This window comes from Kosakonia sacchari SP1 (assembly GCF_000300455.3).
Classification (GTDB): Bacteria; Pseudomonadota; Gammaproteobacteria; order Enterobacterales; family Enterobacteriaceae; genus Kosakonia; species Kosakonia sacchari.
Map to the genome: position 1 here is coordinate 205,168 of NZ_CP007215.2, position 16,779 is coordinate 221,946.

Genomic DNA, 16,779 nt, shown 5'->3' on the forward strand with positions numbered 1-16,779 from the left:
AGGATGGCCATCTTGGGATTACAGGGGATTCGCGGTGGTGTGGGTACAACATCGATCACTGCGGCTCTGGCCTGGTCATTACAAATTTTAGGCGAATCGGTGCTGGTGATTGATGCCTGCCCTGATAATCTTTTGCGCCTGTCATTTAATGTCGACTTTGAACATCAACACGGCTGGGCGCGCGCGGTATTGGATGGACAAGACTGGCGCGATGCCGGAATGCGCTATACCTCGCAGCTCGATCTCTTGCCTTTTGGCTGTTTGACGGCGAATGAGTGGGAAAACCTCCATTTATTGCATGAACCGCTTGGCCAACTCACCACTATTTTGCAGGCGCTGAAAACGCAGCAACGTTATCAGTGGGTGTTAATCGATCTCCCGCACGGTGTTTCACCGCTGACGCGCCAGTTTGTGGCGCAGTGCGACCATCTGTTTACGGTGGTAAAACCCGACACCAACTGCCATATCCGTTTGCATCAACAACTGTTGCCTGCGGGCGCGCATATTCTGCTTAACGATCTGCGCATCGGCAGCCAGTTGCAGGACGATCTCTGGCAGGTGTGGCTGCAAAGTCAGCGGCAGATCCTCCCGACCCTTATCCACCGTGATGAAGCGATGGCGGAATCTCAGGCGTCGAAACAGCCATTGGGCGAATACCGGGCGGATTCGCTGGCGGCGGAAGAGATATTAACGCTGGCGAACTGGTGCCTGTTGCACTGTGCACACATGCAAGAAGTAACCGGCGAGCAGGAAGGGAGCCCGCAATGAGCCGCCTTTCCGCCTGGTTGCTGATCCCGCCGGTGAGCGCGCGGTTAAGTGAGCGCTTCCAGCGTTACCGTGAACACGGCGCTTCCGGGTTTAGCGCAGCCTCTGGCTGTTTCTGGGCGATCCTCGCATGGATATTTATTCCGCTGGAGCACCCGCGCTGGCAGCAGCTCCGTGCGCAGCAGCATTTGTGGTTCCCGCATATTGATCCTGATAAACCGCGACCGCTCGATCCGGCGCGTTACCTGCTGCAAACATTATGGTTGCTGGTCATGCTCCCCTGGGGTGATAGAAAGTCGCCCCGTCGCCAACGTTTTGCCCGGGCGCGCGTGCTGCGTGGGCGCTGGTATCACTGGCTGGATACGCTGCCGGAGCGCGTAACGCACCGTACCGGTCATCTGGATGATAAAAAAGAGTTGGCGCATATCAGCCCTCGTACGCGCCGCTTTATTCTCGGCATCATTGTGGTTTTCTCGCTGATCCTCGCCATTCTGTGCATTACGCAGCCGTTTAACCCGCTTTCACAGTTTGTCTTCCTGATGTTGTTGTGGGGCGTGGCGCTGCTGGTACGCCGAATTCCGGGACGTTTCTCCGCCTTGATGCTCATCGTGCTCTCGCTAACCGTTTCCTGTCGCTATATCTGGTGGCGCTACACGTCGACCCTGAACTGGGACGATCCGGTGAGCCTGGTGTGTGGCCTGGTGCTGCTGTTTGCGGAAACCTACGCGTGGATTGTGCTGGTGCTTGGCTATTTCCAGGTGGTATGGCCACTTAATCGCCAGCCGGTGCCGCTGCCGAAAGATATGTCGCTATGGCCTTCTGTCGATATTTTTGTACCGACCTATAACGAAGATTTGAATGTGGTGAAAAACACCATCTATGCCTCGTTGGGCATCGACTGGCCGAAAGATAAGCTGAAGATTTGGATCCTTGATGATGGCGGGCGCGAAGAGTTCCGCCAGTTCGCCAAAAGCGTCGGCGTCGAGTACATCGCGCGAACCACGCATGAGCACGCAAAAGCGGGCAACATCAACAACGCACTGAAACACGCGAAAGGCGAGTTCGTGTCGATTTTTGACTGCGACCACGTGCCGACACGCTCGTTCCTGCAAATGACCATGGGCTGGTTCTTAAAAGAGAAAAAGCTGGCGATGATGCAGACGCCCCACCACTTTTTCTCGCCGGATCCGTTTGAACGCAACCTGGGGCGTTTTCGTAAAACCCCGAATGAAGGCACGCTGTTCTACGGGCTGGTGCAGGATGGCAACGATATGTGGGACGCCACCTTTTTCTGCGGTTCTTGTGCGGTGATCCGCCGTGGGCCGCTGGATCAGATTGGCGGTATCGCCGTTGAAACCGTCACCGAAGATGCTCACACCTCGCTGCGTTTACACCGCCTTGGGCATACGTCGGCGTATATGCGCATCCCGCAGGCGGCGGGGCTGGCGACAGAAAGCCTGTCTGCGCATATTGGCCAGCGTATTCGCTGGGCGCGCGGCATGGTGCAGATTTTCCGCCTCGACAATCCGCTGATGGGCAAAGGTCTCAAACTGGCGCAGCGTCTGTGTTACGTCAACGCAATGTTCCATTTCTTATCGGGCATACCGCGGCTCATCTTCCTGACCGCACCGCTGGCCTTTTTGCTGCTGCATGCCTACATCATTTACGCGCCAGCGCTGATGATTGCGCTGTTCGTGTTGCCGCACATGATTCACGCCAGCCTGACTAATTCGAAGATTCAGGGCAAATATCGTCACTCTTTCTGGAGCGAGATCTACGAAACCGTGTTGGCGTGGTATATCGCGCCACCGACGCTGGTGGCGCTGTTCAACCCGCACAAAGGGAAGTTTAACGTCACCGCCAAAGGCGGCCTGGTGGAAGAAGAGTATGTGGACTGGGTGATTTCACGTCCTTACATCTATCTTGTGCTGCTCAACCTGGTGGGCGTACTGGTGGGGATTTGGCGTTATTTCTACGGCCCGGAAAACGAAATACTCACCGTTTTCGTCAGTATCGCGTGGGTGTTCTACAACATGGTTATCCTTGGCGGCGCGGTGGCGGTTTCTGTAGAGAGTAAACAGGTTCGTCGCTCGCACCGCGTTGAGATGTCGATGCCGGCGGTTATCGCCCGTGAAGATGGTCATCTGTTCTCCTGTACCGTGCAGGATTTCTCCGACGGCGGGCTGGGTATCAAGATCAACGGTCAGGCGCAGGTGCTTGAAGGGCAAAAAGTGAATTTGCTGCTCAAACGTGGCCAGCAGGAGTATGCGTTCCCCACCACCGTGGCGCGTGTTCATGGCAACGAAGTTGGCTTGCAATTAATGCCGTTGACGACCAGACAGCATATCGATTTTGTGCAGTGTACTTTTGCCCGCGCCGACACATGGGCGCTGTGGCAGGACAGCTTCCCGGAAGACAAGCCTCTGGAAAGTCTGATGGATATTTTGAAACTGGGTTTCCGCGGCTATCGCCATCTCGCGGAATTTGCTCCACCGTCTGTCAAAGTGATTTTCCGCTCATTCACCATGCTGGTGTCCTGGGTGGTGTCCTTTATTCCGCGCCGTCCGGAACGGAATGTGGCAGTGCAGCAACCGATGACGTGATTGGCTCAACAATGATGAAAACGCGATGAAAAGAAAACTTTCCTGGATCTGTGCAGTGGCTATGGGGACGAGTGTTTTATCTCCGGTGATGACGTATGCAGCGCCAGCCCCGACGGTTCCGGCTGTTGCGCCCGCCACTGAGCCGGTGGCAACGCCTGCGCCGGGACAAACGGAATCATTGACGCCAACCACGCCGACAGACGGACAGAACGTTGTCGGACAGGTGATGCCTGGCGTACCGGGTGCGAATGCGCCGGTGGTCGCCGCCAACGCGCCGTCACGCGATGTGAAACTGACTTTCGCCCAAATCGCGCCGCCGCCGGGCAGCATGGTACTGCGCGGTATCAACCCGGACGGCGGCGTTGAGTTTGGTATGCGCAGCGATGAGCTGGTGTCGAAAGCGGTGCTCAATCTTGAATACACGCCATCGCCCTCTCTGCTGCCGGTGCAATCTCAGTTGAAGGTCTATCTGAATGATGAACTGATGGGCGTCTTGCCGGTCACCAAAGAGCAACTCGGCAAGAAAACGCTGGCGCAGGTGCCGATCAACCCGCTGTTTATCACCGACTTCAACCGGGTGCGGCTGGAATTCGTCGGCCATTATCGTGATGTGTGCGAAAACCCCGCCAGCAGCACGTTATGGCTGGATATTGGTCGCAGCAGCTCGCTGGATTTGACTTACCAGAAGCTGGCGGTGCAAAACGATCTCTCTCATTTCCCGATCCCGTTCTTCGACCCGCGTGACAACAGAGCGCTGACGCTGCCGATGGTTTTCGCTGGCGCTCCGGATATTGAACAGCAACAAGCCGCTGCGGTTATTGCCTCCTGGTTTGGCTCCCGCACTGGCTGGCGTGGGCAGAGCTTCCCGGTCACTTACAACACGCTGCCGGACCGCAACGCGATTGTCTTCGCCACCAATGACAAACGCCCTGATTTCCTGCGTGATGCGCCGGCGGTGAAAGGGCCAACCATCAGCATGATCAACCACCCGAATAACCCGTACGTTAAGCTGCTGGTGGTGTCTGGACGGGATGACAAAGACCTGATGCAGGCGGCGAAAGGTATCGCTCAGGGTAACGTGCTGTTCCGTGGCGATAGCGTTACGGTGGATGAGGTGAAACCGCTGCTGGCGCGCCAGCCTTACGATGCACCGAACTGGATACGTACCGACCGCCCAGTCACCTTTGGCGAACTGAAAACCTATGAGGAGCAGTTGCAGTCAACCGGGCTGGAACCCTCGGCGATTAACGTGTCGCTGAACCTGCCACCGGATCTCTATCTGCTGCGCAGTACCGGTATCGATATGAACCTGAATTATCGTTACACCGCGCCGCCGACCAAAGACAGCTCGCGCATGGATATCAGCCTGAACAACCAGTTCCTGCAATATTTCAACCTGACCAGTAACCAGGACACAAACCGTCTGTTGCTGCATCTCCCGGTGTTGCAGGGGTTGCTGGACAGCAAAACGGATGTCTCTATTCCGGCGCTGAAGCTGGGCGCGGTGAACCAGTTACGCTTTGATTTCCAGTATATGAACCCGATGCCGGGCGGCACTATTGAGAACTGTGTGACCTTCCAGCAGGTGCCAAACCGTGTGGTGATTGGCGACGACTCCACCATCGATTTCTCGAAGTATTACCACTTTATTGCGATGCCGGACTTACGCGCCTTCGCCAATGCGGGCTTCCCGTTTAGCCGGATGGCCGATTTATCGCAAACTATCGTCGTCATGCCGCCGCAGCCCACACCTGCACAGATGGGTACACTGCTCGATTCGCTGGGTGCAGTGGGCGCACAGACTGGCTTCCCGGCAATCAATGTGCAGCTGACTAACGACGGTAATCAAATCAATGATAAAGACGCCGACATCATGATCATCGGCACCATTCCACCGGCGTTAAAAGACGATAAGAAGATCGATCTGCTGGTGAATGCGGCGCAAAGCTGGGTGAAAACGCCGCTGCGCCAGACGCCGTTCCCGTCGATTGTGCCGGATGCCGCCGACCGTCAGGCCGATGCGCAAACCGGGATCACGTCCGATGGCCCAATGGCGGCGATTGTCGGCTTCCAGTCGCCTTATCACGATCAGCGCAGCGTGGTCGCGCTGCTGGCAGACAGCCCGCGCGGATATGAATTGCTTAACGGCGCGATGAATGACAGCGGCAAGCGCGCGGCGATTTATGGCTCGGTGACCGTGATTCGTGAATCTGGCGTCAATGGCCTGCGTGTGGGCGATATTTATTACGTCGGTCACTTGCCGTGGTTTGAACGCATCTGGTACGCGCTGGCTAACCATCCGGTGCTGCTGGCGGTGTTGGCGGCAATCAGCGTGGTGTTGCTGGCGTGGGTGCTGTGGCGTTTGCTGCGGATCATTAGCCGTCGCCGTCTCGACCCGGATCACGAGTAACGAAAATGAGAACGCGACGTTGGTGGGTAATAGTGGCGTTGATGCTGGCGGCGGTAAATGTGCGCGCCGCCTGCACCTGGCCTGCCTGGGATCACTTCAAACAAGCCTATATCAGCGAAGGCGGCCGGGTGGTTGATCCCAGCGATCAACGCAAGATAACCACCTCGGAAGGGCAGAGTTACGCGCTGTTCTTCGCGCTGGCGGCTAACGATCGCGACACCTTTGCCAGGGTACTGCAATGGACGCAAAACAACCTGGCGCAGGGCTCGCTCAGTACCCATCTTCCCGCCTGGCTGTGGGGCAAAAAAGAGGACAATAGCTGGACGGTGCTCGACACCAATTCGGCATCTGACTCCGATCTGTGGATTGCCTGGTCGCTACTGGAAGCGGGACGTTTATGGAAAAACGACGAGTACAGCCAGCTGGGTAAAGCGTTGTTAGCCCTCGTTGCCAAAGAAGAAGTGGTGACGGTGCCAGGGTTGGGCTCGATGCTGCTGCCGGGCAAAATTGGCTTTGCCGAACCGACTACCTGGCGTTTTAACCCGAGCTATCTGCCGCCGCAGCTGGCGAGCTATTTCAGCCGCTTTGGCGCACCGTGGTCGACGTTGCGCGAAACCAATCTTCGCCTGTTGCTCGAAACCGCGCCGAAAGGCTTTGCACCCGATTGGGTACGTTTTCAGAAAGGGAGCGGCTGGCAGCTTAAACCCGAAAAGACGCTGGTGAGTGGTTACGATGCCATCCGCGTTTATTTGTGGGTCGGCATGATGCATGACCGGGATACGCAGAAAGCGCGCCTGCTGGAGAAATTCAAACCGATGGCCAGCGTGACCACGAAAAACGGCCGCGTGCCGGAAAAAGTGGACGTGGCGAGCGGAAAAATTCTTGGGGATGGCCCGGTGGGGTTTGCCGCCGCGCTGTTACCCTTTTTACAGGATCGCGATGCGCAAGCCGTACAACGGCAATGGGTCGCCGATCATTTCCCCGGCGACGATGCCTACTATAGCTATGTTCTGACCCTGTTTGGCCAGGGGTGGGACCAGCACCGTTTTCGCTTCACCCCTCGCGGTGAGTTACAACCTGACTGGGGCCAGGAATGCGCAACTTCACAGTAAGCTTACTCTGTTTCTCCCTCGCCCTTGCGCTGGCTCCCGCTACGCATGCGGCCGATGCTGGCGCGCAGCAGCAACTGCTTGAGCAGGTGCGTCTTGGTGAAAGCACCAAACGCGAGGATCTGGTGCGCCAGTCGCTTTATCGCCTTGAGCTTATCGCGCCGGATGACCCGGAAGTTATCGCCGCGCGCTTACGCTATTTGCTGCGCCAGGGCGATAACGCAGGCGCACAAAAGCAGCTTGATCGCATGAAACAACTGGCACCCGATTCCAGCACCTATAAATCGGCGGTGACCACCATGGCGCTCTCCACGCCGGAAGGTCGCCAGGCGCTGCAACAAGCGCGTTTGCAGGCCACCACCGGCCATACGCAGGAAGCGCTTGCGGCCTACGACGCCCTATTCAAAGGTAACCCGCCGCAGGGCGATCTGGCGGTTGAGTACTGGATGCTGGTGGCAAAAGTGCCCGCGCGTCATGCGGAAGCAGTTAAACGTTTGCAAGCATTGAATGCTGCGAATCCTGGCAACGATCAGTTGCAGGGTGGGCTGGCGCAGATGTTATTTGCCGACGGACGCAGCGCGGAAGGGTATGCGGTGCTGGAACAGATGGCGAAAACCAGCAATGGCCGCGCAGCAGCAGCGAGCATCTGGTATCAACAAATTCAGGCAATGCCGACCAGCGACGCCAGCGTAAAAGCCCTTCAGCGTTTTCTGACGCTGTTTAGTTCAGGCGACACGGTAGACAGCGCCCGTACGCTGCTTGCCGCGCAGCAAAAACAGCTGGCAGACCCGGCGTTTCGCGCGAAAGCGACAGGGCTTGCGGCGGTGGATGCCGGGCAGGGCGCGAAAGCGGTGGGCGAGTTGCAGCAAGCGGTCAATGCTAACCGCGCGGACAGCGAAGCGGTTGGGGCGCTGGGGCAAGCCTATTCGCAAAGTGGCGATCGCGCCCGCGCGGTGGCGCAACTGGAAAAAGCCATCGCCATGGATCCGACCAGCGGCAATCGCAGCAAGTGGGACAGCTTGTTGAAAACTAACCGCTATTGGCTATTGATTCAGCAGGGTGATGCGGCGCTGAAAGCCAACAATGTGCAGCAGGCAGAACGTTATTACCAGCAGGCGCGCAGCACGGATAACACTGACAGTTACGCGGTGCTCGGGCTTGGTGATGCTGCCGCGGCGCGCAAAGATAATGCGGCGGCCGAAGGTTTCTATCGCCAGGCGCTGCGCATGGATAGCGGCAACAGTAATGCGGTGCGTGGTCTGGCGAATATTTACCGCGCGCAGTCGCCGGAGAAAGCGGAGCAGTTTATTCAGTCGCTCTCTGCCAGCCAGCGGCGCAGCATTGATGATATTGAACGCGGGTTGACGAACGACCGCCTCGCGCAGCAGGCAGAAGCGCTGGAAAACAGCGGTGAATGGGCGCAGGCGGCAGAGCTGCAACGCAAGCGGCTGGCGCTCGACCCCGGCAGCGTATGGATAACCTACCGGCTGGCCAGCGATCTTCGCCAGGCAGGGCAGCGGGGCGAAGCCGATTCACAGATGAACCGGCTGGTCACGCTCAAACCGCGCGACCCGGAACAGGTCTACGCGTATGGCCTCTACCTTTCCGGCAATAACCAGCCATTGGCGGCGCTGAATCACCTTAATGCGCTGCCGAAAAGCCAGTGGAACAGCAATATTCAGGAGCTCGCCGACAGGCTGCAGGCCAACCAGTTGCTGGACAACGCCAACCGGCTGCGCGATGGCGGTCATGAAGATCAGGCGGTAGCGCTGCTGGCGCAGCAACCGGCGTCTTCACGCATTGATTTAACCCTCGCCGACTGGGCGCAGCAGCGCGGCGACAATAGTGAAGCACAACGTTATTACCAGCGTGTTCTGCAAAGAGAACCCGCCAATGAAGAGGCGTTGCTTGGCCTTGCGGAGCTGTATGCCGCAGATGGCAACCATATGGCCGCACGTGCGGCGCTGGCGAAACTGCCTGCGACGACGCCCGCCCAGCCGCCATCAATCAACACCCAGCGTCGGCTGGCGCTGGTACAAACCCAGTTGGGCGATACCGCCAGCGCAAAACGGATCTTCACAACCATTGTCCCGCAGGCGAAGTCTCAGCCGCCGTCAATGGAAAGCGCGCTGGTATTGCGCGATGCAGCGCGCTTTGAGGTACAAAACGGCGAGCCGCAGCAGGCACTGGAGAGTTATAAAGATGCGATGGTGGCATCCGGCATCACGACGACGCGCCCGGTGGATAACGACACCTTTACCCGTCTGACACGCAATGATGAAAAAGATGACTGGCTGAAACGCGGGGTGCGCAGCGATGCCGCCGATCTCTATCGTCAGCAGGATCTCAATGTCACCTTGCAGCATGAGTATTCGGACTCCAGCGGTACAGGGGGGTATTCGAATTTAAAAGCGCATAACACCATGTTGCAGGTGGATGCGCCACTGTCAGACGGGCGGATGTTCTTCCGTACCGATGTGGTGAATATGGATGTCGGGACATTCAGCACACGTGATGATGGCACGTATCGCCCGCGCTTTGGGACGTGCGTTGATGTTCCTTGCGTTGGCGGGAATCGCCACCAGTCTGACAACGGCGCCAGCGTAGCGGTGGGTTGGCGAAACAATACCTGGTCGATGGATATTGGCACCACGCCGATGGGCTTTAACGTTGTTGATATGGTGGGCGGAGTCAGTTACAGCAGCGATCTCGGGCCGTTTGGCTATACCGTGGATTTACATCGCCGCCCCATTTCCAGCTCCTTGCTGGCCTTTGGCGGGCAAAAAGATCCCGGCAGCAACACCGGTAAAACCTGGGGTGGCGTACGGGCGAACGGCGGCACGCTGAGCCTCAGTTATGACAAGGGCGAAGCGAACGGCGTGTGGGCGAGCCTCGGGGCGGATACGCTGGAAGGCAAAAACGTTGACGACAACTGGCGCGTGCGCTGGATGACCGGTTACTACTACAAACTGATCAACGAAAATAACCGGCGCGTCACCGTGGGCCTGAACAATATGATCTGGCACTACGACAAAGATTTGAGCTATTACACCTTAGGCCATGGCGGTTACTACAGCCCGCAGGAGTATCTCTCTTTCTCTGTTCCGGTGTTGTGGCGTGAGCGTACGGAGAACTGGTCCTGGGAACTTGGCGGTACGGTGTCGTGGTCGCACTCCCGCACTAAAACGATGCCGCGTTATCCTCTGCTTAGCCTGATCCCTGCGGATTTCCGCACCCTGGCAAGCGAGCAGACCGAATCCGGTGGCAGCAGTAATGGCTATGGTTATACCGCGCGTGCGCTCATTGAACGCCGGGTAACTTCCCACTGGTTTGTCGGTGCGGGTGTCGATATTCAGCAGGCCAAAGATTACACCCCAAGCCACGCGCTGATTTATGTGCGTTATTCTGGTGCGGGCTGGCAGGGCGATATGGATATGCCGCTCCAGCCGCTGGTGCCGCACGCCGACTGGTAAAAAAGGAGTATTCCTGGCGGAAAATAACGGTATAAAGCGATAATCGCACCGTTGTTAACCGCCAGCGATTCAACACGTTATCACCTTCTTTCCCCGCAGTTTTACCCTGATTGAGATTCTGCTTAGCGGTTTATCTCAAGCGACGCGCGATAGAGTATACTCTGGCGGCTAAGTCCCCTTTTTTCTGTTCTGCGCTCATTGTGTCTCTGGAGAGTGATTTTGCGTGTTAGCCGTTCTTTAACCATTAAACAAATGGCCATGGTTGCTGTTGTCTCTATGGTGTTTGTTTTTATTTTCTGCGTCATTTTGCTGTTCCATTTCTTACAGCAGAATCGCTATAACACGGCCACACAACTGGAAAGCATTGCCCGCTCCGTACGCGAACCGCTTTCCGCGGCGATTTTAAAAGCCGATATTCCCGAAGCAGAAGCGATTATCAAACAGATTAAACCGGCGGGCGTTGTCAGCCGCGCGGATGTGGTGCTGCCGAATCAATTTCAGGCCTTGCGCATGAGTTTTATCCCGGAACGTCCAGTTCCAGTGATGATTACCCGGATGTTTGAACTGCCCGTACAAATCTCCTTGCCCATCTATTCGCTGGAGCGTCCGGCAAACCCGCAACCGCTGGCCTACCTGGTGCTGCAGGCGGATTCATATCGGGTTTATAAGTTCGTTATCAGCACCTTATCAACGTTAGTGACGGCTTACTTACTTTTGACGTTAATGCTCACGGTGGCGCTCACCTGGTGTATCAACCGGCTGGTTGTTCACCCGCTGCGAAAAATTTCCCGGGCGCTTAATGATCTTCCGGCGTCGGAGCTGGCCGGGCATCAACTGCCGGTGCCTCGTCTCCATCATGATGATGAAATTGGCATCATGGTGCGCAGTTACAACCGCAACCAGCAGTTGTTGCTGCGTCAGCAAGAAGAGCTGAACGCCCAGGCGACGCATTTCCCGGTTTCTGAATTGCCGAATAAAGCCTTCCTGATGGCGCTGCTGGAGCAAACGGTGACCCGGCAAAATCCCACCGCGCTGCTGGTTATCGCCTGTGAAACACTGCGTGATACCGCCGGTGTGCTGCAGGAGTCTCAGCGCGAGATGTTGCTGCTGACGCTGGTGGAGAAACTGAAATCGATACTGACGCCGAAGATGGTGCTGGCGCAGGTGAGCGCTTATGACTTTGCGATTATCGCCCATGGTGTGAGTGAGCCGTGGCACGCCATGACGCTCGGTAAGCAAGTGCTCACTGTAATTAACGAGCGTGTGCCGCTGCATGGCATCCAACTGCGCCCCAATGCCAATATTGGTGTGGCGATGTTTTACGGCAACCTTTCTGCCGGGCAGCTTTACCACCGGGCGGCTTCCGCTGTCGTCAGTGCGCAGCGCAAAGGGAAAAACCAGATCCAGTTCTTCGATCCAGAGCAGATGGAGCGGGCACAGCAATGGCTGGCGCAGGAGAGCGACATTCTTACCGCGCTCGATGAGGGACGTTTCGCGATTTGGTTGCAGCCGCAGGTGGATGCGGCGAGCGGCGAACTGGTGAGCGCGGAAGCGTTGCTCCGTTTGCGCCAACCAGATGGCAGTTGGGCATTACCGGAAGGGCTTATCGAACGTATTGAGTCCTGCGGATTGATGGTCAACGTCGGGTATTGGGTGCTGGAAGAGTCCTGCCGTCTGCTGGCGGGCTGGCAATCGCGCGGCATTATGCTGCCGCTCTCGGTGAATCTCTCGGCCTGCCAGTTGACGCATCCCACCATGCTGGCCGATATGCTGGATTTGTTGCAGCGTTACCGTATTGCGCCGCAAACGTTGATCCTCGAAGTGACAGAAAGCCGCCATATTGATGATCCCCAGGCAGCAGTGGCGATTCTGCGCCCGCTGCGCGATGCCGGGGTACGTATTGCGCTGGATGATTTCGGCATGGGCTATGCCGGGCTGCGCCAGTTGCATCATATGAAGTCGCTGCCGGTGGATGTGTTGAAAATCGACAAAATGTTTGTTGACGGTTTGCCGGATGAAAACAGCATGGTGGCCGCCATTATCCACCTTGCACGTAGTCTGGATCTGCGCATCGTCGCTGAGGGCGTGGAGAATGAAACGCAGCGGACATGGCTGGCTGATGCGGGTGTTGATGTGGCGCAGGGCTTTTTATTTGGCCGCGCGGCATCTGCCGAGGCGTTTGAACAGCAGTTTTTTGCCGTATCGGATAAGCCTGAAAACACGTAATTTGTTACGGGCTTGTGCGAGTCAGTTCAAAGTTTTTAACATTGTTGTTTCAGATCTGATGTAAGTTTATTTCTGTCATGTTTGACGGGTGTTATTTTTAAACCGCAGGCTAACTGAAAACCCTACAAAGCCTGAGGTTTAATATCAAGGACACCTTATGAAAACCTCCCTGTTTAAAAGTCTCTACTTTCAGGTTCTGACCGCGATTGCCATCGGTATTCTGCTTGGTCATTACTACCCTGAACTCGGGGCGCAGATGAAACCGCTTGGTGATGGCTTCGTGAAGCTCATCAAGATGATCATTGCCCCGGTGATTTTCTGTACTGTTGTTACTGGTATCGCCGGCATGGAAAGCATGAAGGCGGTGGGTCGTACCGGTGCGGTTGCACTGCTCTACTTCGAAATTGTCAGTACGCTGGCGCTCATTATCGGGCTGGTTATCGTTAACGTGGTGCAACCGGGCGCCGGAATGAACGTCGACCCCGCAACACTTGATGCCAAAGCCGTGGCGGTGTATGCCGAGCAGGCGCAGCAGCAGGGGATTGTCGCCTTCTTGCTTGATGTCATACCGGCGAGCGTGATTGGCGCTTTCGCCAGCGGCAATATTCTGCAAGTGCTGCTGTTCGCGGTGCTGTTTGGCTTCGCGCTGCATCGCTTAGGCCATAAAGGCCAACTGATTTTTAACGTTATCGAAAGTTTCTCGCAGGTGATCTTCGGCATCATCAATATGATCATGCGCCTGGCGCCGATTGGCGCATTCGGGGCGATGGCGTTTACCATCGGCAAATATGGTGTCGGTACGCTGGTGCAACTCGGCCAGTTGATTATCTGCTTCTATGCCACCTGTATCCTGTTTGTGGTGGTGGTGCTGGGCACTATCGCCCGGGCGACGGGATTCAGTATCTTCAAGTTCATCCGCTATATCCGCGAAGAGTTGCTGATCGTTCTGGGTACCTCTTCGTCTGAATCGGCGCTGCCGCGCATGCTGGAGAAGATGGAGCGCCTGGGCTGCCGTAAATCGGTAGTCGGGCTGGTTATCCCAACCGGCTACTCCTTCAACCTGGATGGCACCTCCATTTATCTGACGATGGCGGCGGTGTTTATCGCTCAGGCGACCAACAGCCATATGGATATTTTCCATCAGATAACGCTGCTGGTCGTGTTGCTGCTGTCATCAAAAGGCGCTGCCGGGGTGACAGGCAGCGGGTTTATTGTGCTGGCCGCTACGCTTTCCGCCGTCGGGCACTTGCCGGTGGCGGGGCTGGCGCTGATTCTGGGCATCGACCGTTTTATGTCCGAAGCACGCGCGCTGACCAACCTGGTGGGCAATGGCGTCGCGACAATCGTGGTGGCGAAATGGGTAAAAGAGCTGGATCAAAAACAGCTGGTCGACACGCTGGATAACCGGTCCAGCGCGGCGAAAACCCCCGGAATTTCTTCATAATTTCGTGACTTATGACCGCAGTCCCTTGTCGGGCTGCGGGTACCTGCGCATAATTACCTCCTGGATCCGTCACAATTTCCGATGCAATTTCGTGAAAATTCACGTTGCGATGTGACGTTTTGCATTTCCCGCGGTCTAAAAGCGAAGTGTTTTAACACGCTTTTAGCCCCTTTGTGCGGGCATACTTTTTAACCAGGAATGTTGATTAGGGGTTCACATGCAGGGCACAAAAATTCGACTGTTAACGGGCGGTTTGCTGATGCTGGCAGCTGTCGGTTATGTGCAGGCAGATGCGCTCCAGCCTGACCCGGCCTGGCAACAAGGGACGCTGGCAAATGGTTTTCAGTGGCAAGTTCTGGCCACGCCCCAGCGCCCCAGCGATCGCATTGAGATTCGCCTGTCTATTGATACCGGTTCGCTCACCGAAGGCAGCCAACAGAGCGGTTTCAGCCACTTTATTCCCCGCGTTGCGTTGACCCATAGCGGTCGGCTCGAACCTTCCCAGGTGCGCTCGCTGTGGCAACAAGGTATTGACCCGAAGCGCCCGCTGCCGCCGGCGCTGGTCTCCTACGAATACACGCAATATAACCTGAGCCTTCCGAATAACCGCAGCGACCTGCTGAAAGAGGCGATGGTTTACCTGGCGGATGCCGCCGGGAATCTCACCATCACGCCGGAAACGGTGAATCACGCTCTCGCCAGCAACGATATGGTTGCTACCTGGCCGCCCGACACCAAAGACAGCTGGTGGCGCTACCGCCTGAAAGGTTCTCCGCTGCTGGGACACGATCCCGCCGGAACGCTGAAAGAGCCGGTCGATGCGGCGCAACTGAAGGGTTTCTACGAAAAATGGTACACGCCGGACGCCATGACGCTGATTGTGGTCGGCAACGTGGATAGCCGCGCCATCGCCGAGCAAATTGGTAAAACCTTCGGCGAGCTGAAAGGGAAACGCCAGACGCCTGCGCCGGTTGCGACGCTGTCGCCGCTGCCGCGCCAGTCGGTGAGTTTGATGACCGAAGGCGTCACCCAGGATCGTTTGTCGATTATGTGGGATTCGGCCTGGCAACCGATTCGCGAGTCTGCCGCGCTTGAGCGTTACTGGCGTGCGGATTTGGCACGTGAAGCCCTGTTCTGGCATATCCAGCAGAACCTGAGCAAAAACAACGCCAAAGAGATTGGGCTCGGTTTTGACTGCCGGGTGCTGTTCCAGCGGGCGCAATGTGCTATTAACGTTGATTCACCCAATGACAAACTCAATACCAATGTCGGCGTGATTGCGCGTGAGCTGGCGAAAGTGCGCGAGAAAGGGCTGCCGGAAGAGGAATTTAAAGCGCTTATCGCGCAGAAAAACCTTGAGTTGCAAAAGCTGTTCGCCACCTATGCGCGCGCCAGCACCGATATTCTGATCAGCCAGCGGATGCGCTCTTTGCAAAACCAGGTGGTGGATATTGCGCCGGAGCAGTATCAAAAGCTTCGCCAGAGTTTCCTGAACAACCTGACGCCGCAGATGCTGAACCAGGATCTGCACCAGCAGCTTTCACAGGATATGGCGCTGGTATTGCTGCAGCCGAAAGGCGAGCCGGAGTTCAACATGAAGGATTTGCAGGCAACATGGGATGAAGTGATGGCACCACCAGCGGATAACGCCGCGGCACCTGCTGCCAGTGGTGACGAAAGCCATTCTGACGTCTCGGACATTCCCCCGCAGCAGTAATGCTTAATTGCCCCTCTCCGGTAAAGGAGAGGGGCGAACTCCGTTATTGCGGCATGGCATCGCGCGGAATAATCGCGCCGCGATACTGAATGACTGTGCTGGCGGTTAAATGCCCGCGTTTTGCCGCTTCTGCTGCGTCGCCACCGGTCAGACGTACCGACAGGTAACCCGCGCTGAACGAATCCCCGGCCGCTGTGGTATCAACCACTTTCTCTTTCGGCAGTTTCACCGCCGGCACTTCCACCAGCGCTTCACCGGCAATAGCGACCAGGCAGGAGTCTGCGCCGCGCTTGATAACCACTTCTTTTACGCCCGCGTGCTGCGTGCGTTCGATAACTTCTTCTACCGGTTTCTCGCCCCACAGCAGATCTTCGTCATCCAGCGTCAGGAACGCGATATCCGTGCAAGCCAGCATTTGTTGATAAACCAGACGCGTCTCTTCTTTGCTTGCCCACAGGCGCGGACGGTAGTTGTTATCAAAAATCACTTTGCCGCCATTCGCACGGCATGCCTGCAACAGCGACAACAGCTTGTTGCGGCTTGCCGGGCTAAGAATGGCGAGGCTGATGCCGCTCAGATAGAGGTAATCGAAGGTCGCAAGCTGTTCGCAGATAGCCGCAGACTGCTCGCTCTCTAGCCAGAATTTGGCGGCTGCTTCGTTACGCCAGTAGTAGAAGGTACGCTCGCCGGTGCTGTCGGTTTCGATGTAATAGAGACCAGGCAGGCGGTTTTCCATACGTTGTGTCAGGCTGGTATCGACGTTCTCGCTTTGCCAGGCATCCAGCATCTGCTGGCTGAAATTGTCGGTGCCAAGCGCGGTAACATAGTGCACGGAAAGCGCCGCAGGGTTGACCTGGCGGGCGATATAAACAGACGTGTTAAGCGTATCGCCACCAAAGCCACGGTTCACTTCCGTGCCTTTTTGTGACAGTTCAATCATGCATTCGCCAATGACGGCAATTTTCCTGGACATAGTCATCAACCTGGATCAGATAAATTAACGGTAGTGTGCGTTAGTGGGTGATTCGTGGT

Annotated in this window: 9 protein-coding genes; 8 read left to right on the top strand and 1 reads right to left on the bottom strand. The window is 56.6% G+C overall.

Going from position 1 to position 16,779, the window contains the following annotated elements; genetic code table 11:
• Nucleotides 1-3: 3 nt before the first annotated feature.
• The 8 genes from bcsQ (at nucleotide 4) to C813_RS23995 (ending at nucleotide 15,747) form a co-directional block, all read left to right on the top strand.
• Nucleotides 4-768, top strand: a complete 765-nt coding sequence (bcsQ, locus tag C813_RS23960; RefSeq protein ID WP_017458259.1) for a cellulose biosynthesis protein BcsQ — start codon at nucleotides 4-6, stop codon at nucleotides 766-768.
• Complete coding sequence (bcsA, locus tag C813_RS23965) at nucleotides 765-3,368, top strand: UDP-forming cellulose synthase catalytic subunit (RefSeq protein WP_017458260.1); 2,604 nt, start codon at nucleotides 765-767, stop codon at nucleotides 3,366-3,368. Before bcsQ ends, bcsA begins: the two co-directional genes overlap by 4 nt.
• 25 nt (nucleotides 3,369-3,393) lie before the next feature.
• Nucleotides 3,394-5,778, top strand: coding sequence for a cellulose biosynthesis cyclic di-GMP-binding regulatory protein BcsB (bcsB, locus tag C813_RS23970; protein WP_017458261.1), 2,385 nt, complete (start codon nucleotides 3,394-3,396; stop codon nucleotides 5,776-5,778).
• A 5-nt stretch (nucleotides 5,779-5,783) separates the two neighbouring features.
• On the top strand, nucleotides 5,784-6,890 hold the full coding sequence (gene bcsZ, locus C813_RS23975) for a cellulose synthase complex periplasmic endoglucanase BcsZ (protein WP_025263803.1): 1,107 nt from the start codon (nucleotides 5,784-5,786) through the stop codon (nucleotides 6,888-6,890).
• Nucleotides 6,872-10,360 (top strand): cellulose synthase complex outer membrane protein BcsC, encoded by a 3,489-nt coding sequence (gene bcsC, locus C813_RS23980; RefSeq protein ID WP_017458263.1) that lies wholly within the window; start codon nucleotides 6,872-6,874, stop codon nucleotides 10,358-10,360. The genes bcsZ and bcsC overlap by 19 nt, the downstream gene beginning before the upstream one ends.
• A 219-nt stretch (nucleotides 10,361-10,579) precedes the next feature.
• A complete protein-coding gene (hmsP, locus tag C813_RS23985) occupies nucleotides 10,580-12,586 on the top strand; it encodes a biofilm formation regulator HmsP (RefSeq protein WP_017458264.1) in 2,007 nt (668 codons plus the stop codon).
• Nucleotides 12,587-12,743: 157 nt separating this feature from the next.
• Nucleotides 12,744-14,030, top strand: coding sequence for a dicarboxylate/amino acid:cation symporter (locus tag C813_RS23990; protein WP_017458265.1), 1,287 nt, complete (start codon nucleotides 12,744-12,746; stop codon nucleotides 14,028-14,030).
• Between the two features lie 217 nt (nucleotides 14,031-14,247).
• Nucleotides 14,248-15,747: a M16 family metallopeptidase gene (locus C813_RS23995; protein ID WP_017458266.1), complete on the top strand. Its 1,500-nt coding sequence runs from the start codon at nucleotides 14,248-14,250 to the stop codon at nucleotides 15,745-15,747.
• Between the two features lie 43 nt (nucleotides 15,748-15,790).
• On the opposite strand, the gene kdgK is transcribed toward C813_RS23995, so the two are convergent.
• Nucleotides 15,791-16,720, bottom strand: a complete 930-nt coding sequence (gene kdgK, locus C813_RS24000) for a 2-dehydro-3-deoxygluconokinase (RefSeq protein ID WP_017458267.1) — start codon at nucleotides 16,718-16,720, stop codon at nucleotides 15,791-15,793.
• Nucleotides 16,721-16,779: the final 59 nt, after the last annotated feature.

Coding starts and splice junctions, on each gene's coding strand:
- bcsQ (WP_017458259.1), top strand. CDS start 4: ATGGCCATCTTGGGATTACAGGGGATTCGCGGTGGTGTGGGTACAACA.
- bcsA (WP_017458260.1), top strand. CDS start 765: ATGAGCCGCCTTTCCGCCTGGTTGCTGATCCCGCCGGTGAGCGCGCGG.
- bcsB (WP_017458261.1), top strand. CDS start 3,394: ATGAAAAGAAAACTTTCCTGGATCTGTGCAGTGGCTATGGGGACGAGT.
- bcsZ (WP_025263803.1), top strand. CDS start 5,784: ATGAGAACGCGACGTTGGTGGGTAATAGTGGCGTTGATGCTGGCGGCG.
- bcsC (WP_017458263.1), top strand. CDS start 6,872: ATGCGCAACTTCACAGTAAGCTTACTCTGTTTCTCCCTCGCCCTTGCG.
- C813_RS23990 (WP_017458265.1), top strand. CDS start 12,744: ATGAAAACCTCCCTGTTTAAAAGTCTCTACTTTCAGGTTCTGACCGCG.
- C813_RS23995 (WP_017458266.1), top strand. CDS start 14,248: ATGCAGGGCACAAAAATTCGACTGTTAACGGGCGGTTTGCTGATGCTG.
- kdgK (WP_017458267.1), bottom strand. CDS start 16,720: ATGTCCAGGAAAATTGCCGTCATTGGCGAATGCATGATTGAACTGTCA.